The sequence below is a fragment of the Pseudoalteromonas sp. APC 3495 genome (assembly GCF_030407645.1).
Taxonomy (GTDB): domain Bacteria; phylum Pseudomonadota; class Gammaproteobacteria; order Enterobacterales; family Alteromonadaceae; genus Pseudoalteromonas; species Pseudoalteromonas tetraodonis.
Window position 1 is genome coordinate 20117 of the sequence record NZ_JASDDA010000028.1, and the last position, 25344, is coordinate 45460.

Consider the following 25344-nt stretch of genomic DNA (forward strand, 5'->3'; position numbering starts at 1 on the left):
GTTTTTATTATTTTGAGTCTGAAATAAGCTGTAAACTGTCACTACATGCTTGGCAATTAACAATTATTTTATCGAGTGCGGCGAGTGCTTTTTCGACGGGCATATCGTTTTCAAGTACTAGCTTGATAAGCTCAGCATTCATTGAAATACGATTTAACGGTGCCCGCGCATCATGTACTAATTCGTTTAAAGACTTTATTTGTTTAGTTAATGCCATACTATCCTCATGTTATTTTATTTATATTCGCCAATGCCACCATATGCGTTAAGGCGGTTATAAAGCGTTTTAGTACTTATACCTAACATTTGTGCAGCCAATGTTTTATTACCTTGTACTTTATCGAGTGTTGCATGAATAAGCTCTTTTTCAACTTCTTCAATGGTTTGTCCTGCAGAAACCTGATTTTCCTGAGCTTGATTATTTACTCGTGAAAAAGGTGACTCTAGGTTATCAGGCAGTGCCACATCGCTTGTTTGTGGATCGCTCATAATAAAAGCGCGATGAATTGCATGACGAAGTTCACGTACATTACCTGGCCAGTCGTACGTTTGCAGCTCTTTAAGTTGCTCGTTAGCCCAAGCAAACGCTGTACCATTTTCATCATTCAACTGCTCTAAAAATGCTTTTGAGAGTAATGGAATATCTTCTTTTCGCTCTCGTAGTGGCGGTATATCAATTGGAAAAACAGCGAGCCTAAAGTAAATATCTTCACGTAAAATATTATTCTGCGCTAAATCGGTAAGGGAGCGATTAGTCGCTGAAATAACACGGCAATTTACTGGTAACTCACGATTACCGCCAACCCGTGTTACTTTTTTAGTTTCAAGTACACGCAGTAAATTAGGCTGCATATCAATCGGCATTTCAGTGACTTCATCAAGAAATAACGTTCCGCCATCGGCTTGTTCAAACACGCCCTCTTTACGGGCAATGGCACCGGTAAATGCGCCTTTTTCGTGACCAAATAATTCACTGCCAATAAGCTCTTTTGAAAGGGCGCCACAGTTGCTAGCAACTAAAGGTCCTTCGCATTGACTGGCATTATGAATAGCTTGCGCTACCACCTCTTTACCTGCTCCGCTTTCACCCATAAGCATAACGTTAGCATTGGTTTTAGCTACGCGCTCTATCATAGTATAGAGCTTTTGCATTGCCTCAGATTCACCAATTAAGGTATCAAAATGATGGGTGATAGCGTTTTTCTTAGCTTTTTTAATAGTTTTTTTAGGACCATTTAAAACCAGTTCTAAATCTTCTCGCTGCAGCGGCTTTAATAAATGCGTTACATTGGGCTCACACATATCGGCTAAAATCCCCTTAACCGATGGGTGCCCTGAAATAAGAGTGACTTTAGGAGATTGACCAATCATTTTTAAATGATCTAATAAATGCAAGCCGCTACCATCGGGTAACATGAAATCCAGTAATACATGATCAAAGGAATTATTCTCAAACCACTGATGCGCTTCTTCTAAACTGGTTGCAGTTTGAATATTATGCCCAAGAAACTCAACAATATGACAAATAACATCACTAAATTCGATGTCGTCATCAACTAAAAGTATATTTAACATGATTAATCCCTATGCTTTTTTATTATTCTACTCACCCCTTTAAACAAATGAAAGGTATTCAGAGCAGGACTAAAACAATGACATTTTATTTTTTAATAGTTCGCCATTATAACTACAGATATATGTATAAACGCTTAAATTAACAATCTTTTCAGTTAATTACTTTTTAACAATGAAGTAATTAATACAACCAACTGATATAATTTACCTTTATTGCTGGAGTCGTTATGCGCCTATTAAAAACCACTATTCACCCCACTATTAATATTACTCATGGTCGTCAGTTTACTCGCCCTACTGCTCGCGCAATTGTATTTAAACAGCAGTACATTTTATTAATGTACACTCAGCGCTATGACGATTTTAGTTTACCCGGTGGTGGCGTAGACTTACACGAAAGCATTGAACAAGGACTTATCAGAGAGCTTAATGAAGAAACTGGCGCGCAAAATATAAAAATCTGCAGTGAGTTTGGCCTCTATGAAGAATATCGTCCTTGGTACAAAGATGACTTTGATATTATTCATATAAAGTCATACTGTTATGTATGCGAAATTAACGAACAACTCGGCCAAGCACAGCTTGAGCACTATGAGCAACAAAATGGTATGCAAGCTAAATGGGTAAATATTTTTGAGGCGATAGCTCACAACGAACGCACATTAGCTAATAGCGATAAACAAGGATTGTCGATTATTCGAGAAACCTTTTTATTAAAAGAAATTGCCAAACAGTTCTTTTAATAAGTTTACATTGCTGCATTTTACGTTCCTACTTGAGGTTCAGCAAGACTTTTTTACTAATATAAAATCGATATAAACCAAATAAGTTACTACTTAAAAATAGGCTTTCCATAATTATTGCCACAGGGGAGCCAGCAAAAATATTATGCGTTATCCAAAAAGAGGTTCCCACCACCATACATAACCTCAAGTGCAAGTCTCTATTTTGAAATGAAGCAATGGTTTGTATTAATGTTGCCACCAGCGCAAAGCCACTAAACCAATCTTGCCATGTTAAATAAACGGCTAAACAACTCACTGCCATAAATCCAAACATGGCCCAAGTATGCTTAAAGTATATACAGTAAAAATAACGTACCGCGGCAATAAGCATTAAGCAGCCAGCACTGTTATAACCCAAAATAAAAAAGTGGACTGAGGTTAATAACACAGAGGTAAATAAACAACATAAGATAATGCGTCGGGACTTAAACTGAAATGAAGCTAAGTCGAGTAAAGTCGCGACGGCAACCAATGATTGGGCAATTAAAAACATAACACTCCAAGGCACTTAAGGCATAAAAATGAGGAGTGTATAGTGCTTTATATAAACAGCACTTAACTTAAGTTAAGTCGCTTACGAATTCGTGATAACGAAATGGCCGAAATACCTATATACATAGCCACTTGGCTTAAACTTAACTGCGCCAACCAATGCGGTTTATGTTTAAGCAAGTAACAGTAGCGCTGCTCGGGGCTGTTGAGTAATAAAAATGCTTCTTTGGCTTCTTTAAATATTAGTTGCTGCGCAATTAGCTTCTGCTTAATGAGTTGGTACTGTGCTTGCTCAAATAGTGTTAGCGGTACTTTAATTACACTTGCCTCATTAATTACTTTTAATTGATAAAAAGCGGGGCTTGAGGTCATCCAATTGGCAAACAGCAATGCAAACTCATTTTTAAAATAAAACTCTTTGCATTTTTGCCCGCCATCAATATCATCATGAATAGCACCTAAAACCCCCTCCACAATTAAATAGCCATAACGCTGTACATCGCCTTGGGGCAATAACACGGTATTGCGCGCGACAAGCTGTTGAGGGTAAATACCTGCCAATTGTGTTTTAAGCGTATTTATAAGCACTTCGTAACTATCGCCAAGCGATAAAAGTGGGTTATCAGACATTAAACTCTACCATTTTCCCATTAAAATATGCGTAATATCCGCAGCTGATACCCCCACCCGAGGCACATACTTTTGGCCACACCATAAAGGCGAAAAATCACTTTGGCCTGCTTTTTCAGCGCATGTTCTTAATGCAGTTATTGCGCTACTAGCGTGAGGAAACGAAGGCACGCCCTCAGACATAGTACCTAACTCGAGCATGACGCGGTTTTGAATCCCCCGCGCAGCCCGACCTGAAAACAAAGTAGTTAGTGCGGTGCTATCTTGAGCCTGCTCTAAAATAGCTTGCTGATGTAAAGCAGATGTTTTTGCCTCTTTACATAATAAATAAGCGCTACCAACTTGAACTCCACTGGCTCCCAGCGCTTTCATATGCTTTACATCATCTGCCGTTGCAATACCTCCTGCAGCAATAATCGGTAATGATAAATACTCAACACAACGCTTAACTAACTGCTCAGTGGTTTGTTGCAAGCTTAAATCCATTGATAAAAAATGCCCTCGATGCCCTCCAGCTTCTAAACCCTGAGCAATAACAGCATCAGCGCCATTTTCACTGAGCCAAATAGCTTCATCTAAAGTGGTCGCCGTTGAAATTACTTTAGTGCCCCAGCTTTTTATTTGCGCCACAATAGCGTGCTTAGGTAAACCAAAATGAAAACTCACAACTGCCGGTTTATAGGGTGCAATAATATCAACAACGGCTTGGTTTATAGGCTGACGGGATGCCCCTGCGGTTAAACTTTGCGGGTCAATTTCATACTCTGCAAAATAAGGGCTCAGCATATTATGCCATTGCTGCTTTTGTTGGCTGGTGTAATCAGTAACCGAGTGACAAAAAAAGTTTAGATTAAATGGTTTATCTGTTTTTTGAGTAAGTAAGTCGAGCTGTTCAACTAACTGTGCTGGCGATAACATAGCACAAGGCAACGACCCTAGCCCGCCAGCTTCACAAACGCTTGCAGCCAATTCAACGTTTTGTACGCCCGCCATAGGCGCTTGAATAAGAGGTAAATCGATATTAAACAATGACTGTATCATCTAACTACTCCCTGTAACTTTTTCAACAACTTGCAGTATTTACAGAACCATAGCAAAAACAACGAACAAACAAAATCTAGATTTTTGTATAAAGTAATATAAAAACCATTATTAACAAAAAGTTATGAATTTTTATAAACTATCGCCCAACTGGCTTTGGTTTTGCACCTACCCTATTACATAATTTGTTAGGAGGTAAAATGAGTAACACAGTAGATACGATCAATCCAGCAACCGAGCAAGTCATCAATAGCTATACGCTGCTTTCTCAAGCTCAAGCAGAACAAGTGATCGAAAAGTCTCATGAAACATACTTAACATGGCGATTAACCTCGTTTACTGAGCGCGCTAAATACTTGAATAAGCTAGCCTCTTTATTTGAAGAGCAAAAAGAAGCGCTTGCTAAACTGATGACCGAAGAAATGGGTAAAGTGTACGAACAAGGCTTTCAAGAAGTGCAGCTTTGTGCTGACATTTGCCGTTATACCGCAGAACATGGCGCCGATATGCTGAGCGACGAAGAACGCGATATGCAAGGCGGTCGTGCAATTATAAGTTATCGCCCTACTGGCGTGTTGCTAGGTATTCAGCCATGGAACTTCCCACTTTATCAAGTTATTAGATACAGTGCCGCAAATATTATGGCGGGTAATACCACGGTATTAAAACACGCGGGCAATGTATTTGGTATGGCTGAAAAAATAGATACCTTATTTAAACAAGCTGGGTTCCCTGAGCATTGCTTTAGTAACTTACTAATTGACGGAAAAACAGCCAGCGCACTTATTTCTCATGAACACATTAGTGGCGTTACCTTCACAGGAAGTGATGGCACAGGTAAAAAAGTAGCTGAGCAAGCCGGTAAGCACGTTAAAAAAACGGTATTGGAGCTTGGCAGTAACGATGCTTATGTTGTACTTGATGATGCCGACCTCGCACTAGCAGTTAAAACCTGTTTGCAGGGCCGCATTATTAACAATGGGCAAACCTGTGTGGCTGCCAAGCGCTTTGTGGTAGTTGACTCATTATACAATGACTTTAAAGAAGCGCTGAGCCAGCAATTTAAAGCAATTAAAATGGGCGACCCTATGGATAAAGATACGGAACTGGGTCCTATGGCACGCGAAGATTTACGCGACAAAATTCATCAGCAAGTGCAAGACTCGGTAAATGCAGGCGCAAAAGTAATTGTAGGCGGCGAAATTCCGCAGCAAACAGGCTATTACTACCCGCCTACAGTACTAGAAAATTTATCACCAGGGATGCCTGCATACGATGACGAATTATTTGGCCCTGTGGCATCTTTGATTAAAGCCAAAGATAATGATGACGCTATGCGTATTGCCAACGACTCCCGTTATGGACTAGGCGGCGGTATCTTTTCAAAAGATGAGAAAAAAGCCATTGAGCTGGCTAAAAAGCATTTTGATACCGGTATGATCAACATAAACGGTTACGGACTGGCACAACCGAACTTACCATTTGGCGGTGTTAAAGACAGTGGCTATGGCAGAGAACATGGCGGCTTTGGTATTCGCGAGTTTGTGAATGTTAAAAGCATCATGATTAATAGCTAATATCAGGTATCTGGTTAATAAAACTAAACACCGCGCTTGTAATAAGCGCGGTGTTTTTTTGTCTGATGAATCTAAAAACCTGAATTGGGCTGTTTTAAAAACTCGCGTTCTTCTTCTGTAGACTCCCGCCCCAGTATTTTATTACGATGCGGGTAACGATTAAATTTATCGATAATCGCTTTATGTTGATACTCAAAGTCTAAGTTATTTTGAATACCTAATCCCTTATATAACTTAACCGCTTCCTTATGAATTAACTTCGATTCGCTGTGCATAAAAGGCATATACAAAAATACTCGCTGCTCATCCGTCAACTTCTTATCAAACCCTTTTGTAATGGCCGATTGTGCTAACGCTAAAGCCATTGAATCACAGGCGAATGATGCTGGCTTGTCACGATAAATATTGCGCGAGAACTGATCAAGCACGATAATTTCAGCTAGGCTGCCTAATGCACTCTCACGCCATTGAAATAACTCACTCGCACTCGCTTGCTGGTGTAATTGGCCAAAACGAGCCTGAATCATCAAATCAAACGCCTCATCTTTTTGCCACCACTGCTTAGGCTCAAGCTCTGTAAACCAAAAGTAGATAATTTTATTAAACATAATGAATCTCTTTGCTAATTAACACTCAACTAAATAGCTCGCTATATAAAATCCCGCAAATTTAAAAGCACGCCCCTAATGTATTAATTTTGCCTTTCGCCTAAAGCCTTTAACCTAATACCTGTACTTCATCTAGCCTTTTTCAAACCTAGGCACTTTACGTTTATCGGCTTTGCTCATAGCAAGCTCTTGTATGTCTTGCTGTTTAAGCTCGCTGGGCTTTGTTTCGAGTGATTGCTGATTAGCATCTTCATAAACAAGTTCGGTAAGCAGAGCAAAGTGATCGGAGCCATATTTAGCAAGACGTTTGATACGCTTTACAGTAAAACCTGTAGAGTGGAATAAGTGATCGAGCGGCCAGCGCATAAAAAAGTAACCAGCATGAAAAGTGTTATAAAAGCCCCGTCCTTTACGTGGGTCTAAAAAGCCACTGATTTGCATAAATAAACGGGTGCTGCGTGACCAAGCTACATCATTTAAATCGCCGGCGACTATCGTCGGGCGGCTTGGATTTTTAAGCGCTTTAGCCACCATTATTAGTTCGCTATCGCGCGGACGCGATGAATCTTCTTCGGTTGGGCTCGGTGGGGCAGGATGAATAAAGTGGCCTTGCATTTTTAGCCCTTGATGATTTTCAAACAAAATATGAATAGAGGGAATATTATCTTCTATGAGTTCACAAATTTGTGCATCGAGTATGTTAAATTTACTAAAGACATGCATGCCGTAGCGGTTATCTTTTGGGCACTGTACTTGATAAGGGTAGTTTTTTTTAAGCACGGACAATTTATCTTGCCACCAACTATCGCTTTCTAAGGTGATAAGTAAATCGGGCTGATATTTATCGACTAAGTTAATTAACTGCTCACTATGTCGATTCGACATCAGTACATTAGCGGATAAAATCCTGATGCTATGATCACTACTTTTTGGCGCTGTTAATACTTCTTTTTTAGCAAACCAAGTGTAGGGATAAATCCACTTAGCTTGAAGCGCACAAATAATTAAAGCAACAGCCGCTATTAATGAGTATGCAATAAAGTCGATTTGCCACATACCTATTAGTGCAACGATAATTACAGCGCTTGCTAGGTAGCACACCTGCAAGCGCACAAAGTCGCAACTACGGACTAAATAGTGCTGACTGTATGACAGGGGTAATAAGGTTATTAATAACAACAAGCCAGTAACTATGACCAATACAGTGAGCATTTATAAATCCTTATATCGCTGTAAAATAGAGAGTATTTCACGAGTGTCGTGCACTAGATGAATAATAGTGCGATCAACTTCTATTCGCACCGTGCCTCGTTCTTGATCTATTACTCTAGCACGCTTATAAATATCACGCTCGAGGATATCGCCTTGATGATAACCGGTGTGCCACCCTGGTGGAGTCCACCCTTGACGAATTAAATGCCTTGCTTGTTTTTTAGAGATTCGTTTTTTGTCATGGTATTGGTTATATTTATGCTTTTTCCAGTGGTGTTTATTAGCATGCTTATTTTCATGTTTATCTTTGTGTGGCACTGCAAATGCGTTTGTTGCCGTTAGCGTAAAAACCATTAATAAAATACTGATTAGTGTTTTCATGGCTGTTATCCAGTGTGATCATAACTGAAGAGTATTAACGGCTAAGCCTGAACATTACATGAAATGAGAAAAATTAACGCTGCTTGTACTGTGTTTTACAATGACTGCGCATAATCGCTGGGTCGCGTAACTTTAGGTGTTTTGTTTTACGCCCAGCATGGCGTTTACGCCATACTTTAAATGAGCCGCTAGATATGTGGTCACGCATAAAATTAACTAATTGAGAGTAATTTAGCCCATACAGATTTTCAATGGCTTCAAATGGCGTTCTGTCTTCCCATGCCATTTCTATAATGCGTGATTGCTGTTCTTGGTTAAACATATTAATTCCAAATTTGGTTAATACGCAAAAGTTAAATTTAGCGATCATCACTTGCTTGTGATGTTAAAAATATAATCTCTTTTCATTTATTAACTTTAATTAAGTGTATGATTAATCTACACACTGAAACCGGAGCTAAAAGGATGTTTACAAAACTACCTAAGTGGGTCGAATATGGTGCGTTTACCCTCGCTTTTATTGCCGGTATGGTAAACGCAGTAGGTTTATTAGGGTTTGAACAGCAAGCAATTTCTCATGTTTCAGGGTCGGTGACTTCATTAGCTATTGAACTTACTACCAACATCAAGGCGGCATTATTTTTAATTGCGATTGTACTGAGTTTTATACTTGGCTCGGCATTAACAGGCTTAATGCTTTCAGGCGGTTCACTTAAGCTAGGCCGCCATTACGATACGCTCTTATTTATTGAGGGTATTTTACTGCTGTTAAGCGCACAGCTACTTCAATATTCTTACCCTTACGCACTTACACTCGCTTCTGCGGCCTGCGGCTTACAAAATGCTTTAGCCACTAACTACAGCGGCGCTGTAGTGCGTACCACTCATTTAACCGGTATATTTACCGACCTAGGGTTAATGTTTGGAAAAGCCCTAAAAGGACAAACATTCGATACTAGAAAGTGCATTGTTTTTGTATTAATTATTGCCGGTTTTTTAACCGGCGGAGTGGTAGGCGTATTGCTATTTAAACATTACTCAGTGCTGACTTTAGTTGTGCCCGGCATTTTTTGTATTGTTTTATCGATTACTTATCGGGTTTATAGGTTGAGTGTGCTTTAACCAATTCACAAAATCCCCTACCCTAAACTTATCAAATTGCCGATGTGCTGGAATTTATGAAATATTACTATTTACCCCCTTTATTGTTATGCAGTCAGTTAAGTTTAATTAATAGTGCGTGTGCTGAAGATACCACGCAATCAATTGAACGTATCACCACCACAGCATCACGTAGTGAAGCGCTTTCCACCCCATTACCTTTGGTGATCAGTGTATTAAGCGAATCACAGCTTGAGCTTATTGCCCCTACCCATGTAGAAGAATCACTGCAACGCGTTGCAGGTGCCAATGTACAACGTGGTAATGGTCAAGAGTATTTACCCGCCCTGCGCTCGCAGGTGCTTTCTGGTACGGGGGCTTGTGGAGGGATTTTAACTGCTGAAGATGGTATTGCACTTCGTGCAGCTGGGTTTTGTAATATTAATGAGCTGTTTGAAGCACATAGTGAGATGGCACAGCGTATTGAAGTATTAAAAGGCCCTGGCTCTGCACTGTATGGCTCAAATGCAGTGCATGGCGTAATTAACGTCATTACACCAGACACGACCCAAGGTGGTGGTTTACTGGGTGTTGATTATGGCTCTTACGGTTATGCTCGCTATAAATTGCGTGCAGGCCATGCTATGGATAATTCAGGGTTCGGTATTAATGCCAGCTTTACCGATGATGGCGGTTACCGAGATGATGAAAGCGTTAAACAACAAAAAATAAATGTGCGACATCGATATGCTAACAACAACTTAAGTTTAATATCGGGGTTGACCTATACCGACTTAGACCAACAAACCGCAGGATATATTAGTGGCTTTCAAAGCTATAAAGATGAAGATATTGCACAGCAAAATTTTGATCCTGACGCCTTTAGAAAAGCCCGATCGCTTAGGGCTTGGAGTAAAGTAAGCTGGCAATTAGGTAAGAACACGCTTGTTGTTACTCCTTATATTCGTGACCAAAGCATGGACTTTTTCAAACACTTTTTACCCGGTACTCCGCTCGAAAAAAACAGTCAAACGGGGTTTGGCCTACAATCGCTTTATCAACATTATGTGAACGACAATACGAACTTAAAGCTTGGCTTTGATGGTGAGTTTACCCAAGCCGATTTTTTACAAACCCAAGATAACCCCACCCAAGGTTCTGCGTTTTTAGTAGCCACAGTGCCGCAAGGTAAACATTACGATTACCAAGTCGATGCCACCTTATATGCTCCATTTGCCGCTATTGATTGGCAACTAAATAATTGGCTTATAACCGCAGGACTGCGTTATGAGCACATGCAATATGACTATCAAAATAATATGCTTGCAGGGCGTACAAAAGAGGATGGCAGCGAATGTGGTTTTGGTGGCTGTCGTTATAGTCGCCCAGAGAGCACTAAAAACAGCTTTAGTAATCTTTCGCCAAAACTCGGGGTGAGCTATCAGCTTAATATTAACAATACACTATACGCTAACTTTTCAAGAGGCTATAGAGCCCCACAAGCAGCTGAGCTTTATCAATTACAACGCGAGCAAAGTACTGCCGACTTAGACACAGAAATAGCTAATAATGCTGAGATGGGTATTAAAGGGGTGTACAACAATACTCGCTATGGCTTATCGATGTATGCGATGAGCAAGCACAATACCATCTACCGCGACAGTGACTTTTTTACTGTTAATGACGGCCAAACTCGGCATCGCGGTATTGAGCTTGAATTAGCGCATAGCTTTAATCAGCACTTATCTGTTAATTTTGCAGGCACCTATGCCAAGCACACGTACTCGAATGAGCAAATTATTGGCAGCATTAATATTAAAGGTAACGATATTGATACCGCACCTCGAAAGGTTGCTAATATCGATTTTAACTGGCAAGCCAACGAGAGTATTAGCCTTGCGCTGCAATGGCACTATGTTAGCCGCTACTTTACCGACCCTGAAAACTTACATGAATATCAAGGGCACGATATTTTAAGCTTGCGCGGACAGTGGCAAATTAGTCCACAGCTATTACTGAGTGCCCGAATTATAAACTTAACTAACACAGCCTACGCTGAGCGCGCCGATTACACCAGCTTTACTGGGGATCGTTACTTCCCAGGTAAACCACGTAATGCCATGTTGTCTGTAAGTTACCAGTGGTAAAACAAAAAATGCGCTATATAAATTATATAGCGCATTCCTTTTATACGTTTATTTCTACTTATCGAACGGCCAGTACAATTAAACCAGGCACCACAAAGAACGATCCTAGTATATAGCCTAATGCTGCTGATTTATTATTTGTACCAATTTCGGCTAGCTTTTCAGCAAGTTTTAGCGGTATTTCACGCAGCACAGGAACGCCGTAAATAAGTGCAACTGCAAATACATTAAACATAACGTGTACCAATGCAATTGTTAGCGCAACCTCAGCCATAGGGCCTGTAATTGATGTGGCCGCTAATAAAGCAGTAATGGTTGTACCAATGTTAGCTCCCAGTGTGAATGGGTAAATTTGACGCGTAGTAAACACACCACTTCCAGCAAGTGGGATCATCAAACTGGTTGTCGTTGATGATGACTGAACCATAATTGTTACTGCCGCACCTGATGTGATACCCGCGATAGGCCCGCGCCCAATGGCTCCATGCAGTATATCTTTTGCAGTGCCAACCAGCGCTTTTTTAAGTAATTTACCTAATGTAGTTACGGCAAATAAAATCAAACAAATACCTGCAATAACCATCGCTGCACCTAGCATTTTTGTATCTAAAAAACTAAATGCATCTTTTATTACGCCCACAGCTGGTTTTACGAGTGGTTTAATAAAGTTGTAGCTCTTTAATGATAAGTCGGCATCACCAATAAATAAGTGCGATAAAGCAGCAGACATTTTTTGCAGCAAACCAAACATTATTTCTAGCGGTAAAAATATAATAACGGCAAATAAATTAAAGAAATCATGAACAGTTGATGCCGCAAATGCACGTTGGAACTCTTCTTTAGAGCGAATATGGCCAATAGACACTAAGGTGTTAGTAATAGTGGTACCAATATTTGCACCCATCACCATTGGAATAGCAATACTTAACGGTAAACCGCCAGCAACTAGCCCCACTATAACTGAGGTAACCGTTGATGATGATTGCACTAAAGCGGTTGCTAAAGCACCTAATAATAATGCGATAAACGGGTTGGTTGCGAATGCAAAAATCTCTTTCGCTCCCTCAGTACCGCCCGACGCTAATTTAAAACCACCACTGACAGTGCCAACGGCTACAAGGACTAAATAAACTAAAAAGGCGATAGCAGCCCAGTTAAGCGTTTTTATTAATAGCGTATTGCGCTTTGATTCACTCATGTTTAAATCTCAGTTTTGTCTTACCGATTATGGCATTTTGATGACGTTTTTGTTTCAGAGCGCATTAGAACACCTAAATATTACAGAAATATTTCAATTCGATTAACGTGCTTTTTTATTCATAACATAAAAAAATAAGGGTGAAAAATTGAGTATAAGGCAAGCCATAACTTTAAAAACAATCAATTAAAATCAAAAAATTAAACTTAGTATTCAATTACATAACAAAGCGCTAAGTGGGATCAATTAAGGACTAAATTTAAAAAGGCCTGAGTAATAGATTAAGTTGGTATTAAAGGGAAGTTTTATAAGCTTTATCTGACTTTACTAGGGGTATTGCCTAGCCTTAAGCTAGGCAAGGTTACTAAAGCAGCAATCTCGAAGATTGAGTAAAAACAAGTTTTATGATTGATACAAATTAGCTTTTTTTATACTAGCAAAATCATTAAAACGCACACCGTGCTGGCGCATCACTTCAAGAATTTTTTTGCTAATCATTTGACGTAAATAAAACGGCTGATTCGGCACAAAATGATGAATAGTATGAGTATGCCCAAAGTTAAAACAAAACAAATTAAACGGCATAAACAAACGGCTAGTAATTACGTGAGTTTGCTCAAGCATATTATTAACACCGCCGTAATAATGCATACTGGAGGTAACAAAATTAAGTGAGCTCGAACGTACAATGTTAGGCACTATCAGCACCACCATTAAAAACTCGAACACATTCATTACATCGAGCAATAATGCCGGTGAGTCAGCCGCAATCGGGGTAAATAAATTAATTAAATGAAACGCTATCACACTGTATAAAATAGCAAAATAAGCAGTAGTAATTGGAAAACCTGCGTTAAACACTTTAAAAAAGCTAAATCCTTTAATTTCTTTACTAAAACGTTTTGCGTTAATTAATAAACCAAGCAATCCATCAACAATCACCAATGCACGTAAAAACGGGTTTTTAATACCATTACCTACCAAACGTTCTTCTAAATCTTGCTCAGTGCCCGACGTTTTGTGGTGATGCAAATGCATCTTGCGACGATACCACGGGCTAATCGTATTAGGGCGCATCAACCACACAGTAAACATCATAAAATTGTGTAAAAAAGGCTGGTTGCTAAAGTACTGCTTATGAATAAGATCGTGCTCAAGCTCGTGCGAAATAGAGGTGGCTATAGCGGCTAATATAATACAAAGCCAAGCAGGGATAATGGCAAAGTAATACAAAGTACCAACCCCAATTAACGCACTTAGCGAGAGCAATAAGATAGCCATTCCCAAGGTGTTTTGATGCATTAACAATGGATGTTTTTGACGAAGCAGCGCTTCTTCCGTCTTAATCGCTTTAACAATGGCTTGAATATTCTGTTTTGCGGTCAATTGAGTCATGATGTTTTATTCGCAACAAGAGGTTGAGGTATATAATATCCGAGTAAAAAACTCAGTACAAAGTAATTTAATACTAATTAATTTACGGGGAAAAAAAGTATAAGATCATAATCAAATTAAATATCTCACTTTCTTAGCACGTGCTATTGGGGCATTTTAAAGCACTTATAAAGCCACATTATACTTTTTAAGAAGCATTTTTTGTTTATCTCCTTTGATAGATAAACGGCCACTGTTCCATATATTTATTAGCGTTTTCCTTCTTTCAGCGGGCATTTTATTTGAAAAAATAGGTATTTCAACCAATTTATTTTCTAAGCCTGGACGCACTATTTTTAATCCATTGTTCCAATCAAATCGATTCAACATGTACTGTAAAACCAGCATATTATCTGCATATAGATCGATTCTGCCCGCTTTAATCATCTGAAAAATCCGTTCTACCACATCGCTAGAGCCCGCGATTACTTCCACTAAATCAGAATTATTTGGATCATCAATATAATTTTGATAATCAACACTTACCGAGCTGTAATCCCACCCAGGCCCTGTTGCAACACGCTTTCCTTGTATAGATTGAATCCCATCATAGCGCCAGGATTCATCCTGCCTAACAACAAAAGCAGTTGGATATGCAAATGTTGCCTCTGTGGCGTACTCGAAACCCACTTCGGTGTCTTGCGAAAATAAATATTCTGGCAACATATCGCAAAGACCATCCGCAACCATATCGAGTCCCCTTGCCAAAGGCACTTCGTAATATTCTAATTGATAGCCTTTTGATGTATATATTTGCTCTAGCATATCAATCACAAAGCCGCGGGCAGGAAAACCCTCTGACGGAAATATGGTCATAGGAGGCCATTGGTCGTAGCAAACTTTTAATGTATTGGCATGACTAAAATTACCTATACCCAATGCTAACAATAAGGATATAAGCAGCACTTGAGAGATCTTTTTTTTACCTTTAAACATTCTATTTTTCAACACGATCACGTCCTTTGTCTTTAGCGCAGTAAAGCTTCAAGTCAGCGACTTTGAATAACTCAATAACTGAGCAGTCTTTTAGCTCGGATGAGGCAACGCCTATGCTTACAGTATAGATTACAGTTTCACCATCAACTTCTAAGGTTGAATCAACCACAGCCTTTCTTATTTTACTAGCGAGTTTGAATGCGTTATCAAGCCCTGTGTTTGGAAGAAATAGTGCAAACTCCTCTCCACCCACTCTACCAATAAGGTCAGACTCTCTTATCATGCTCTGAACTGTGTCGGTAAAATGAATAAGCACCTTATCACCAACAAAATGTCCATACGTATCGTTAATGTTTTTAAAGTAGTCTAAGTCAATTAAAATAAAAGATGCGGGTAATTTCTGTCGCTGAGAAAGTTCTAGCAAATGATTTGCTGTATCAAAAAAGCTCCCCCGATTTAAAGTACCCGTTAGAGAGTCTCTTGTTGCAAGCGTTTTAAGTTTTTCATTTAATACTTGTAGATCTTTTGTACGTTTTGTAACGGCCTCTTCCAGCCAATCTCGTTTAGATTTTTCATCCTCGAGTAATCGCTCCCGATCCCTTTCCATACTAAAGAGCATCGTATTCATATGATCTTGGAGCTGGCTGAGCTCGTTGTTTTCAATATGTGAAAGATTGATCCGTTTACGTGTATTTTTACTTGATTGGACCTCATTAACTTGTTGCATCAATTCTTTTAAAGGCCTGGCTAGGTAACGTTCGAAAGCCCAAATAAATAACCCAAACAAAATTGATAATTTTATCATTGCCGTAATAGCAATTAAGAAAAAACCAAATAAAACACGATCTAAAACCACCTCAGACGATGAATAGAGCACCAAAGTGCCAAGAAAAATCCGTTTACCATTAAGCGTCCAATACAACTCAGATTTAGTTTCAAAAATTGAGAGAGGAAGTGAGGCTTGAGTGTAAGAACGTTTAGAAATCATGCTTTTGCCATGTTTGTCAAAAACATCAACTCCCTCAATAACCGGCATTTTAATAAGCCCATCAACGAGTACACCTAACTGTGTTTGGTCATATTGCCACAAACTCGTCGAAACAGGACCCTGAACAGTTTCTTGCAACTGTTTTAATTCATAGGAGATTGAGTTTTGTGTTTTTAAGTATTCAGTTAAAAACTGCATGCTTGTTATGAGGCAGGTTACAAACAAGTAGATAGAGAAAATAATGCGCATCATTTTTTTAGATAAACTGTTTGGACTACGGTAACTTGCAAACATTAACAATGGCACTTCTTAATAAACTTTATAGTTGAGCTTAGGTTAATTACATTCTTAATGGAAGCAAAGAACAGCATAAGGAATAAGTGTTCTCATTTCTGGCGGCTTTAGGCCACTCAAATTTAAGGCATAAAAAAACCCCAACTAATTTAGTCGGGGCTATAACGTATATAGCTGAATAAATAATTCATCTCTGAAGCTGCATCCATCGTTCATTCATGAACTCACTTCGAGTCACTGCGAAACTACGTTTCGGTTCACTCTCACCCAGCGGCCGGACTTTTACTTATAACAGCGGCACCTCACGTGCCGCTCAAGTTCAGCCACTCAAATTTAAGGCATAAAAAAACCCCTGCTAAATCTAGCAGGGGCTATAAAAAGTGGTACCAGCGGCCGGACTTGAACCGGCACGCCTTGCGGCAGGGGATTTTGAATCCCCCATGTATACCAATTTCATCACGCTGGCATCATTTTTCTTTAACCTTCTAAACACGAGAAGATAAAGAAAAACCACTTAAGAGTGAAAGATTATGTACCCTCTTCCATCTCATTGCTTGGCATTATACAAACAATGAGCAAAGCGGCAAGCGTTTTATGTATTAAGTATGATCAACCGCTTAACATTTAGGCAACCATTAACATTTGAGCCAATACCGAGTTAAGCACGTAGCGTAATAGGTAGTATTTGACGGCTTATTTGCTAAACTATCGCGCACATTAACAGTGAGAGTATATTTATGTTGGCTGAGTTTCCACGGGCAGGGTTTTGGCGCCGTTTTGCGTCATTGGTGTACGATACATTAGCTATTATCGCTTTTGCGATGCTAACGGTGGTACTGTATTTATTTGCTATTCAAGGGCTTATTTCCCTTGATGTTATTGCTCTTAATGGCGCTGAAGATGTCTCAGCACGTATTCAGGACTCACTGTTACTTTCAGGGATTCGCAGCTCACTGTTAGTTCTGGTTGGTTTGGTGTTTTTTGGTTATTTTTGGACTAAAAGCGGGCAAACAATCGGTATGCGTGCGTGGCGATTAAAAGTACAAACCAACCAAGGAAGTTTAATTAGCTGGCCACAAGCCATTATCCGCAGTATCAGCGCATTGCTGGGTTTAGGTAATTTAGTGGTATTAGTGGATTTTAAAAATAAAAAAGCACTACAAGATTACTTATCAAAAACCGAAGTGGTTACGCTCACCAAAGAAGAAAATAAACGCGTTTATCGCGAACTATGATATCAATCCGCAATAATACTTAATTAAGCGAATTGGTATAATCTCAAGTTAAAGCATAAAAAAACGCGGCGCTTTTTACAAAGGCCGCGTTTTTTATTTAAGCTTTAAGTCTAGCTACACCCGCTTATTCATTAAATAAGCTGCAAACCCAGTAAATAAAATGCTCGGTAGAACAGCGCCTATAATTGCAGGAATTTGATACACCATTACCACAGGGCCAAATATCTCGTTGGTTAGGTGAAACACAATACCGGTTACCACCCCCATAATAATTCGTGCCCCCATAGTTACAGTTCGCAGCGGACCAAATATAAACGATAAAGCAACCAACAACATTACGGCAATAGACACGGGCTGCATTAATTTACGCCAGAGCGCTAAATCATAGGTGCTGGTGTCTTGCTCATTTTGTTGTAAATAAGCTAAATATGACCATAGTCCTGAAAACGACAGTGATTCTGGTTTTACCGATACCACGCCTAGCTTTTCGGCGGTAAGCTGCGACGGGTAAAACTCTTCAGAAACTTGTTCAGTGGTAATTAACTCTTCGCTGATCATCACTTTATTTACATCGCGCAATAGCCAACCACTATCTCGCCCTACGGCTTCTTTTGCTTTGGTGATTTGTGTTAGTGATAACGATTTATCAAAATGATACATGTTAACGCCGCGCAGCATGCCATTTTGGTCAACATCTTCAATGTTAATGAAGTTATTACCGTCTTTAGCCCATACTCCTTTTTGCGCATTAAACACATCCCCACCATGAATCGCTTGATTACGCATTTCCTTAGCGTGCAGCTGTGCAGCAGGAGCGCCCCACTCGCCTAAAGCCATTACGCACAATGCCATAAAAATAGCTGTTTTCATTACTGAGCCAATAATTTGTAAACGCGACATCCCCGCCGCTTGCATTACTACCAACTCACTATTTGAGGCAAGCGCTCCTAATCCAGTTAAGCCACCAATAAGTGCAGCCATAGGAAAAAACACCACTAAATCATCTGGAATACTGTAAATAGTGTACAGCATGGCAGTCATTATATCGTAGCTCCCGCGCCCTACAGATTTAAGCTGCTCAATAAACTTTATTAAGGTACTAATACCCACTAGCACCATTAACGCAAACCCTGTGGTTTGCAAAATGCTACGGCCTAAGTACCAATCAAGTGTTTTCATCATAGGTTTTGCTCCCGCTTAGTGACGACAGCTTTAAGCCAAGCACCCAATGGACGACCTCTAATAATTAATAAGCTACCAATAAATAATGCACTTAAATGAATCCACCACAGTCCAATTGATGGCGGAATTTTGCCATCCTCTACTGCAAATTTGGCCGCATTAAGTAAAATAAAATAACCTAAATACAAGCTGATAGCGGGTACCAATTTTGCAAACTTACCTTGGCGAGGGTTTACTACACTCAAAGGCACGGCCAGCAAAGTTAATAACGGAATGGAAAGTGGGATCGCTAGACGCCACTGCCACTGTGCAATTGCTTCGGGAGTATTAATTGAAATAAGTTCACGGGTTGGCACAGCTTCTAATTTACGACGTTGATGCTCTATTTCTTGTTCGCGAATTTGTACGCTGTAACCATCAAACTCAGTTAAGTTAAGCGAAGGCGCTTCGCCATCAGTTTCGTAGCGTTTACCATCAGTAAGTACTAACTGCTGCTCACCACTTTGTGCTTCAATTACAACGCCTTGCTCAGCGTATACTAAACGCGCTAAATCGCCTTTTTCACTATCTGGCAACTGCGCAACAAATACTTTATTAAGTTCTTTGCCGCCATTTTCAATATTATGAATAAATACCACGGCTTTTTCGTTACCGGTTTGTTGAAAACGCCCAGCTCTAAGCGCCGATAATCCAGCATCCGCCTTTGCTTGCTCTTTTAATTGATATTCTTGCTCGCTAGCCCAAGGTGCAACATACAAGGTAAGTACCGCGGCGAGTAACGCTAAGATGACACTAGAAATAAGCGTAATGCGCACCACATACCACTCACTCACGCCACAAGCTTTAAGTACCGTCATTTCACTGTCAGCGTAAATACGGCTATAAGCTAAAATAATTCCTAAAAATAAACTCAGAGGTAAAATTAATGATGCTAACTGTGGCAACTTAAGCGCAATCATTGCGAACACGAGTTTTGCTGGGATGCTCCCCTCTGAGGCATCACCAAGAATAACAACAAACTTTTGCGACAAAAATATGGTCATTAAAGTTAAAAATACGGCGACCTGCGATTTTAAAACCTCAGTGGTCAAATAACGGAAAATTAGCAACATTCGCCCCTGTTAAACATGGAATTTCAATATAATAATAAAAAACGATGAGTGAACTAGTTAATTCACTCATTTTAAATGAGTATTAAGCACATATTATAAGCCATCAATATTAATTATCCTACCTAACATCACGATATAATGTTGCATTAGTTACCCTTAAGCATATAAAGTTCAAATACACAGTAAGAGTCGAGTAAAATCTACTAATATTAGCGCTAGAACTAAAAATTTAGGTAAAAAGACTAGAAAACACATTTTTAGTCCCAATTTAGCTTCTATAGATGACTCAAAATCAGGAGTGACAATGGAATTCAACGTAAAAAGTGGTAGCCCAGAAAAACAACGCAGTGCGTGTATTGTTGTGGGTGTATATGAACCACGCAGGTTATCCCCCATTGGTGAACAACTTGATAAAATTAGCGATGGTTATATCTCTAATTTATTACGCCGTGGCGACTTAGAAGGTAAGCCAGGACAAGTACTACTATTGCATCATGTGCCCAATATTTTAAGCGAACGTATTTTACTTGTTGGCTGCGGTAAAGAACGCGAGCTTGACGATAAACAATATAAGCAAATTATTTCTAAAACTATCAACACGCTAAACGAAACGGGTTCAATGGAGGCCGTGTGCTTTTTAACTGAACAACATGTTAAAGGGCGTGATACCTATTGGAAAGTACGTCAAGCTGTTGAAACAACAAAAGATTGCCTTTACACCTTTAATCAGCTGAAAAGTAAAAAAGTAGACCCTCGCCGCCCACTACGTAAAATGGTGTTTAATGTGCCTACGCGCCGTGAACTTACTATAGGCGAAAGTGCTATTGAGCATGGTTTAGCGATTGCAGCAGGTAGTAAGCTGTGTAAAGACGTTGCTAATATGCCGCCTAATATTTGTAATCCAGCGTACCTTGGCGAGCAAGCCAAAGAACTGGAAGCTAATTTTGATAACATCACTGTTGAGCTAATTGGCGAAGATAAAATGGCCGAACTAGGAATGAACTCATACCTAGCAGTAGGTCGTGGCAGTGATAACGAATCAGTTATGTCGGTAATTAACTACAAAGGCGCAGGCGATGACCAAGCGCCTATCGTTCTCGTTGGTAAAGGCTTAACCTTTGACTCAGGCGGTATTTCATTAAAACCAGGCGAAGGCATGGATGAAATGAAATACGACATGGGGGGCGCAGCTGGTGTTATTGGCGCTATGCGCTCGCTTGCACAAATGCAGCTACCTATAAACGTAATTGGAGTTTTAGCCGGCTGTGAAAACATGCCAAGCTCAAACGCCTATCGCCCAGGAGACATACTAACAACTATGTCTGGGCAAACGGTTGAAGTACTTAACACCGATGCCGAAGGCCGTTTAGTATTATGTGATGCGCTGACCTATGTTGAACGTTTTGAACCAGAAACCGTGATTGATGTTGCAACCTTAACCGGTGCATGTATTGTTGCTTTAGGTGCCCATGCTACGGGTTTATTAGCTAATCATAATCCACTGGCGCATGATTTATTAAAAGCGTCTGAGCAAAGTGGCGATCGTGCATGGCAACTGCCATTATGGGATGATTATCAAGATCAACTTGAAAGCCCGTTTGCCGACTTTACTAATTTAGGTGGGCGCGCAGCAGGTACTATTACCGCGGCCTGTTTCTTATCTAAATTTACTAAAAAGTATAATTGGGCTCATTTAGATATTGCCGGTACTGCATGGCGCAGCGGCGCTAAAAAAGGCGCAACAGGTCGTCCTGTTCCTATGCTGACTCAGTATTTATTAAACCGAGCTGGTATTAGCGAAGCAACTCACGACTAACAAACTAACACAGGGCTTCACAGCTCAATGTAGAGTATAAAATAAGGCGCTTTTAAAGCGCCTTATTTATTGGGTATTAATTGAAGCAAACCCCGTTATATGGCAAAATCCCCTTCTTAATTTGTGTGTATTTAATAACAGCACAATCAATGTCATGGGAAATCCCGATACAATGAACATGAATGCCCAGTTTTTCATTTTAAAGCAACAAGATGAGTCATTAGCTAAAGCCGATGATCACTTTGCTTTAGCAGCTCAAATAGCTGGGCAACAGTATCGGCTTGGTCAACGCGTATTTATTTTTGTAGATAGCGAAGAAACCGCCAACAGCATTGACGAAACTATTTGGACATTTGATGCCGACAGTTTTGTACCTCACAATTTACAAGGCGAAGGCCCAAAAGGCGGCGCACCTGTAGAAATAGGCACAACACCACCCGTTGGTAATCGTAAAGTATTAATTAACTTGGCCAATCACTTACCGGATTTTATTCGTCGGTTTAACCAAGTTTTTGATTTTGTACCCGTAGAGCCCGTAGCCAAACAAGCCGCTCGTGAGCGCTTTAAAAAACTACGCCAACTCGGTGCCAATATCACCACGCAAGATATTAATCGCTAACGCTCACTGCGAACAAAGCTAACTAACTCATTTAAGTACTTATTTAAGGTTCTGTGTAATGGATAAAACCTACAATCCGCAAGATATTGAACAGTCTCTCTATCAAGACTGGGAACAAAAAGGCTATTTTAAGCCATCTGGCCAAGGCACCCCATATTCAATTATGATCCCGCCGCCAAATGTCACGGGTAGCTTACACATGGGCCACGCTTTCCAAGATACTATCATGGATACCTTAACGCGCTTTAAACGTATGCAAGGTAACAATACGTTGTGGCAAGTAGGTACTGACCACGCAGGTATTGCCACACAAATGCTAGTAGAGCGTAAACTTGCGGCAGAAGAAGGTAAAACACGCCACGATTTAGGCCGTGATGCATTCATCGATAAAATTTGGGAATGGAAAAACGAGTCTGGTGGCACGATAACCAAACAATTACGTCGCCTTGGTGCTTCTGTTGATTGGGACCGTGAACGTTTTACTATGGACGATGGCCTATCAGAAGCTGTTAAAGAAGTATTTGTACGCCTTCATAAAGAAAACCTAATTTACCGTGGTAAACGCCTAGTAAACTGGGATCCAAAATTACACACTGCGATTTCTGATCTTGAAGTTGAAAACAAAGACAAACAAGGCCACATGTGGAACCTACGTTACCCACTTGCTGATGGCGTAACTACACAAGACGGTAAAGACTACATTGTTGTTGCAACCACGCGCCCAGAAACCATGTTAGGTGACTCAGGTGTGGCAGTAAACCCCGATGACGAGCGCTATCAAGACCTAATCGGTAAAGAGATTTTACTACCGATTGTTAATCGTCGTATTAAAATTGTTGCCGATGAGCATGCCGATAAAGACAAAGGCACGGGCTGTGTAAAAATCACGCCAGCGCACGACTTTAACGATAACGAAGTAGGTAAACGTCATCAAATGCCGATGATTAATATCTTTGATAAAGACGCGGCTATTTTAACAAAAGGTGAAACATACACCTTTGACGGTAAAGAACTTGAGTTTGATGCACCCATTCCTGAGCGCCTGCATGGCCTTGACCGTTTTGACGCACGAAAAGCTATTGTTACTGAATTTGAAGAGCTAGGCCTACTTGAAAAAATTGAAGACCACGACTTAACCGTTCCTTACGGTGACCGCTCTGGTGTGGTTATTGAACCACTGCTTACTGACCAATGGTATGTGCGTGTTGCACCTCTTGCAGAGCCTGCAAAAGAGGCTGTTAAAAATGGCGACATTCAATTTGTACCTAAGCAATATGAAAACATGTACTTCTCATGGATGAACGACGTACAAGATTGGTGTATTTCACGCCAACTTTGGTGGGGTCACCGTATTCCAGCTTGGTACGATAGCGAAGGTAACGTATACGTTGGCCGTGATGAAGCAGAAGTTCGCCGCGATAACAACATTGCAGATAGCGTAGCACTAAGCCAAGACGAAGACGTTCTTGATACGTGGTTTTCATCTGCACTTTGGACATTCTCAACTCAAGGTTGGCCAGAAAATACTGATGACTTAAAAACCTTTCACCCGTCTGATGTGTTGGTAACCGGTTTTGATATTATTTTCTTCTGGGTTGCGCGTATGATCATGATGACGCTGCACTTTATAAAAGATGAAAATGGTAAATCACAAGTGCCATTCAAAACAGTTTATGTAACTGGTTTAATACGTGACGACAACGGCGATAAAATGTCGAAGTCAAAAGGTAACGTACTTGACCCACTAGACATGATTGACGGCATTGGCCTTGAAGACTTAGTACAAAAACGTACTGGTAACATGATGCAGCCTAAACTTGCCGCTAAAATTGAAAAAGATACCCGCAAAGTATTTGCAAACGGTATTGAAGCACACGGTACCGACGCACTACGCTTTACTTTAGCAGCCATGGCATCAACCGGTCGTGATATCAACTGGGATATGAACCGTCTTGAAGGTTACCGTAACTTCTGTAATAAATTGTGGAACGCAAGCCGTTACGTATTAATGAACACAGAAGAGCAAGACTGTGGCTTTAACGACAGTGAAAAACAGTACTCGTTAGCTGATCGTTGGATTTTAGGCCAATATGAAGCAACGGTTAAAACCTACACCGAACACCTTGATAACTACCGTTTTGATTTAGCGGCGAACACGCTCTATGAATTCACCTGGAACCAGTTCTGTGATTGGTACTTAGAGCTGACTAAGCCGGTATTATTTAAAGGTAATGAAGCACAGCAACGCGGTACACGTCATACCCTTATTACCGTACTTGAAAGCTTACTGCGTTTAATGCACCCAATGATGCCTTACATCACAGAAACGATTTGGCAACGTGTTGCGCCACTTGCAGGCCTTGAAACAGCGGGTACCAGTATTATGGTTCAGGGTTTCCCTGTTTATAACCAAGCCAATGTTGATGCACAAGCAATGGACGATTTAGAGTGGGTTAAGCAATTCATTTTAGCAATTCGTAATATCCGTGGTGAAATGGATATCAGCCCAAGTAAACCACTTAGCGTTTTACTGGCTAACGCATCAAGCGATGATGTGCGCCGTATAAACGAGAATGAATCATTCCTAGCGTCATTAGCTAAGCTTGAAGCTTTTACCCTGCTTGAAAACAAATACGATGCTCCAGCGTGTGCGACCTCTTATGTTGGCAATCTTGAGATTATGATCCCAATGGCGGGCTTAATTGACGTTGAAGCCGAGCTTGCACGAATTAACAAGCAACTTGAAAAAGCAGAAAAAGGGCTAGCCCAAGTGCAAAATAAACTCGCTAACGAAAAGTTTGTTAACAACGCACCTGAAGCCGTACTGGCTAAAGAAAACGCTAAGCTAGCTGAATTTACAGATGCTAAAACTAAGCTACTTGAGCAAAAAACGAAGATTGAAAGCTTATAATTAAACCGTTACGGATGGCTTATGCTATTCGTAAACAGTTAATTTATAAGTATAAAAAAAGCCGCTTACT

Annotated in this window: 23 protein-coding genes and 1 tRNA gene; 8 read left to right on the plus strand and 16 right to left on the minus strand. The window is 40.2% G+C overall.

All coding sequences use genetic code 11. The features are described from left to right. Positions 1 to 7 precede the first annotated feature (7 nt). Both QL984_RS12025 and QL984_RS12030 read right to left on the minus strand, forming a co-directional pair. Positions 8 to 217 (minus strand): histidine kinase, encoded by a 210-nt coding sequence (locus QL984_RS12025; RefSeq protein WP_290172808.1) that lies wholly within the window; start codon positions 215 to 217, stop codon positions 8 to 10. 17 nt (positions 218 to 234) lie between these two features. Beyond that, a complete protein-coding gene (locus QL984_RS12030) occupies positions 235 to 1575 on the minus strand; it encodes a sigma-54 dependent transcriptional regulator (RefSeq protein WP_138686744.1) in 1341 nt (446 codons plus the stop codon). 227 nt (positions 1576 to 1802) lie between these two features. On the opposite strand from QL984_RS12030, the gene QL984_RS12035 reads away from it, so the two are divergent. Beyond that, positions 1803 to 2318 carry an NUDIX hydrolase gene (locus QL984_RS12035; protein ID WP_024601537.1) on the plus strand — a complete coding sequence of 172 codons (516 nt, stop codon included), beginning with the start codon at positions 1803 to 1805 and terminating at the stop codon, positions 2316 to 2318. Between the two features lie 28 nt (positions 2319 to 2346). On the opposite strand, the gene QL984_RS12040 is transcribed toward QL984_RS12035, so the two are convergent. The 3 genes from QL984_RS12040 to QL984_RS12050 form a co-directional block, all read right to left on the minus strand. Then, positions 2347 to 2853 (minus strand): YgjV family protein, encoded by a 507-nt coding sequence (locus tag QL984_RS12040; protein WP_138686745.1) that lies wholly within the window; start codon positions 2851 to 2853, stop codon positions 2347 to 2349. A gap of 62 nt (positions 2854 to 2915) precedes the next feature. Next, complete coding sequence (locus QL984_RS12045; RefSeq protein ID WP_013464182.1) at positions 2916 to 3482, minus strand: Crp/Fnr family transcriptional regulator; 567 nt, start codon at positions 3480 to 3482, stop codon at positions 2916 to 2918. Between the two features lie 6 nt (positions 3483 to 3488). After that, on the minus strand, positions 3489 to 4523 hold the full coding sequence (locus tag QL984_RS12050; protein WP_290172809.1) for a nitronate monooxygenase: 1035 nt from the start codon (positions 4521 to 4523) through the stop codon (positions 3489 to 3491). A gap of 200 nt (positions 4524 to 4723) precedes the next feature. On the opposite strand from QL984_RS12050, the gene QL984_RS12055 reads away from it, so the two are divergent. Then, a complete protein-coding gene (locus QL984_RS12055; RefSeq protein WP_013464180.1) occupies positions 4724 to 6100 on the plus strand; it encodes an NAD-dependent succinate-semialdehyde dehydrogenase in 1377 nt (458 codons plus the stop codon). A 71-nt stretch (positions 6101 to 6171) separates the two neighbouring features. Here QL984_RS12055 and QL984_RS12060 read toward each other — a convergent pair whose 3' ends face one another. From QL984_RS12060 to QL984_RS12075, 4 genes are all read right to left on the minus strand, one after another. Then, positions 6172 to 6708: a DUF924 family protein gene (locus QL984_RS12060; protein ID WP_013464179.1), complete on the minus strand. Its 537-nt coding sequence runs from the start codon at positions 6706 to 6708 to the stop codon at positions 6172 to 6174. Positions 6709 to 6840: 132 nt separating this feature from the next. Further along, a complete protein-coding gene (locus tag QL984_RS12065; RefSeq protein WP_290172810.1) occupies positions 6841 to 7920 on the minus strand; it encodes an endonuclease/exonuclease/phosphatase family protein in 1080 nt (359 codons plus the stop codon). Beyond that, positions 7921 to 8301, minus strand: coding sequence for a hypothetical protein (locus tag QL984_RS12070; RefSeq protein ID WP_290172811.1), 381 nt, complete (start codon positions 8299 to 8301; stop codon positions 7921 to 7923). Positions 8302 to 8374: 73 nt separating this feature from the next. Continuing rightward, on the minus strand, positions 8375 to 8623 hold the full coding sequence (locus QL984_RS12075; RefSeq protein WP_013464176.1) for a TIGR03643 family protein: 249 nt from the start codon (positions 8621 to 8623) through the stop codon (positions 8375 to 8377). Between the two features lie 143 nt (positions 8624 to 8766). On the opposite strand from QL984_RS12075, the gene QL984_RS12080 reads away from it, so the two are divergent. After that, on the plus strand, positions 8767 to 9423 hold the full coding sequence (locus QL984_RS12080) for a YoaK family protein (protein WP_290172812.1): 657 nt from the start codon (positions 8767 to 8769) through the stop codon (positions 9421 to 9423). Between the two features lie 56 nt (positions 9424 to 9479). After that, positions 9480 to 11549, plus strand: coding sequence for a TonB-dependent receptor (locus QL984_RS12085; RefSeq protein ID WP_036956079.1), 2070 nt, complete (start codon positions 9480 to 9482; stop codon positions 11547 to 11549). Between the two features lie 58 nt (positions 11550 to 11607). Here QL984_RS12085 and QL984_RS12090 read toward each other — a convergent pair whose 3' ends face one another. The 5 genes from QL984_RS12090 to QL984_RS12110 form a co-directional block, all read right to left on the minus strand. Continuing rightward, entirely contained in the window at positions 11608 to 12747 is a 1140-nt protein-coding gene (locus tag QL984_RS12090) for a Na/Pi symporter (RefSeq protein ID WP_013464173.1), read from the minus strand. Between the two features lie 402 nt (positions 12748 to 13149). Further along, positions 13150 to 14142, minus strand: a complete 993-nt coding sequence (locus QL984_RS12095; RefSeq protein WP_036956077.1) for a fatty acid desaturase — start codon at positions 14140 to 14142, stop codon at positions 13150 to 13152. 165 nt (positions 14143 to 14307) lie between these two features. Continuing rightward, positions 14308 to 15117: a transporter substrate-binding domain-containing protein gene (locus tag QL984_RS12100; protein ID WP_036949852.1), complete on the minus strand. Its 810-nt coding sequence runs from the start codon at positions 15115 to 15117 to the stop codon at positions 14308 to 14310. A gap of 1 nt (position 15118) precedes the next feature. Next, entirely contained in the window at positions 15119 to 16399 is a 1281-nt protein-coding gene (locus QL984_RS12105; RefSeq protein WP_128583177.1) for a GGDEF domain-containing protein, read from the minus strand. A 381-nt stretch (positions 16400 to 16780) separates the two neighbouring features. Next, a tRNA-Leu gene (locus QL984_RS12110) sits at positions 16781 to 16865 on the minus strand. 271 nt (positions 16866 to 17136) lie between these two features. On the opposite strand from QL984_RS12110, the gene QL984_RS12115 reads away from it, so the two are divergent. After that, positions 17137 to 17634 carry an RDD family protein gene (locus QL984_RS12115; RefSeq protein ID WP_290172813.1) on the plus strand — a complete coding sequence of 166 codons (498 nt, stop codon included), beginning with the start codon at positions 17137 to 17139 and terminating at the stop codon, positions 17632 to 17634. Positions 17635 to 17748: 114 nt separating this feature from the next. On the opposite strand, the gene lptG is transcribed toward QL984_RS12115, so the two are convergent. Beyond that, positions 17749 to 18816: an LPS export ABC transporter permease LptG gene (lptG, locus tag QL984_RS12120; RefSeq protein ID WP_016900139.1), complete on the minus strand. Its 1068-nt coding sequence runs from the start codon at positions 18814 to 18816 to the stop codon at positions 17749 to 17751. Continuing rightward, positions 18813 to 19925, minus strand: coding sequence for an LPS export ABC transporter permease LptF (gene lptF / locus QL984_RS12125; RefSeq protein ID WP_290172821.1), 1113 nt, complete (start codon positions 19923 to 19925; stop codon positions 18813 to 18815). The genes lptG and lptF overlap by 4 nt, the downstream gene beginning before the upstream one ends. A 307-nt stretch (positions 19926 to 20232) precedes the next feature. Between lptF and pepA the strand changes: the two genes are divergently transcribed. From pepA to QL984_RS12140, 3 genes are all read left to right on the plus strand, one after another. Then, entirely contained in the window at positions 20233 to 21744 is a 1512-nt protein-coding gene (gene pepA, locus QL984_RS12130) for a leucyl aminopeptidase (RefSeq protein WP_290172814.1), read from the plus strand. A 172-nt stretch (positions 21745 to 21916) separates the two neighbouring features. Further along, positions 21917 to 22363: a DNA polymerase III subunit chi gene (locus QL984_RS12135; RefSeq protein WP_013464165.1), complete on the plus strand. Its 447-nt coding sequence runs from the start codon at positions 21917 to 21919 to the stop codon at positions 22361 to 22363. A gap of 58 nt (positions 22364 to 22421) precedes the next feature. Beyond that, positions 22422 to 25274, plus strand: coding sequence for a valine--tRNA ligase (locus tag QL984_RS12140; protein WP_290172815.1), 2853 nt, complete (start codon positions 22422 to 22424; stop codon positions 25272 to 25274). Positions 25275 to 25344 lie beyond the last annotated feature (70 nt).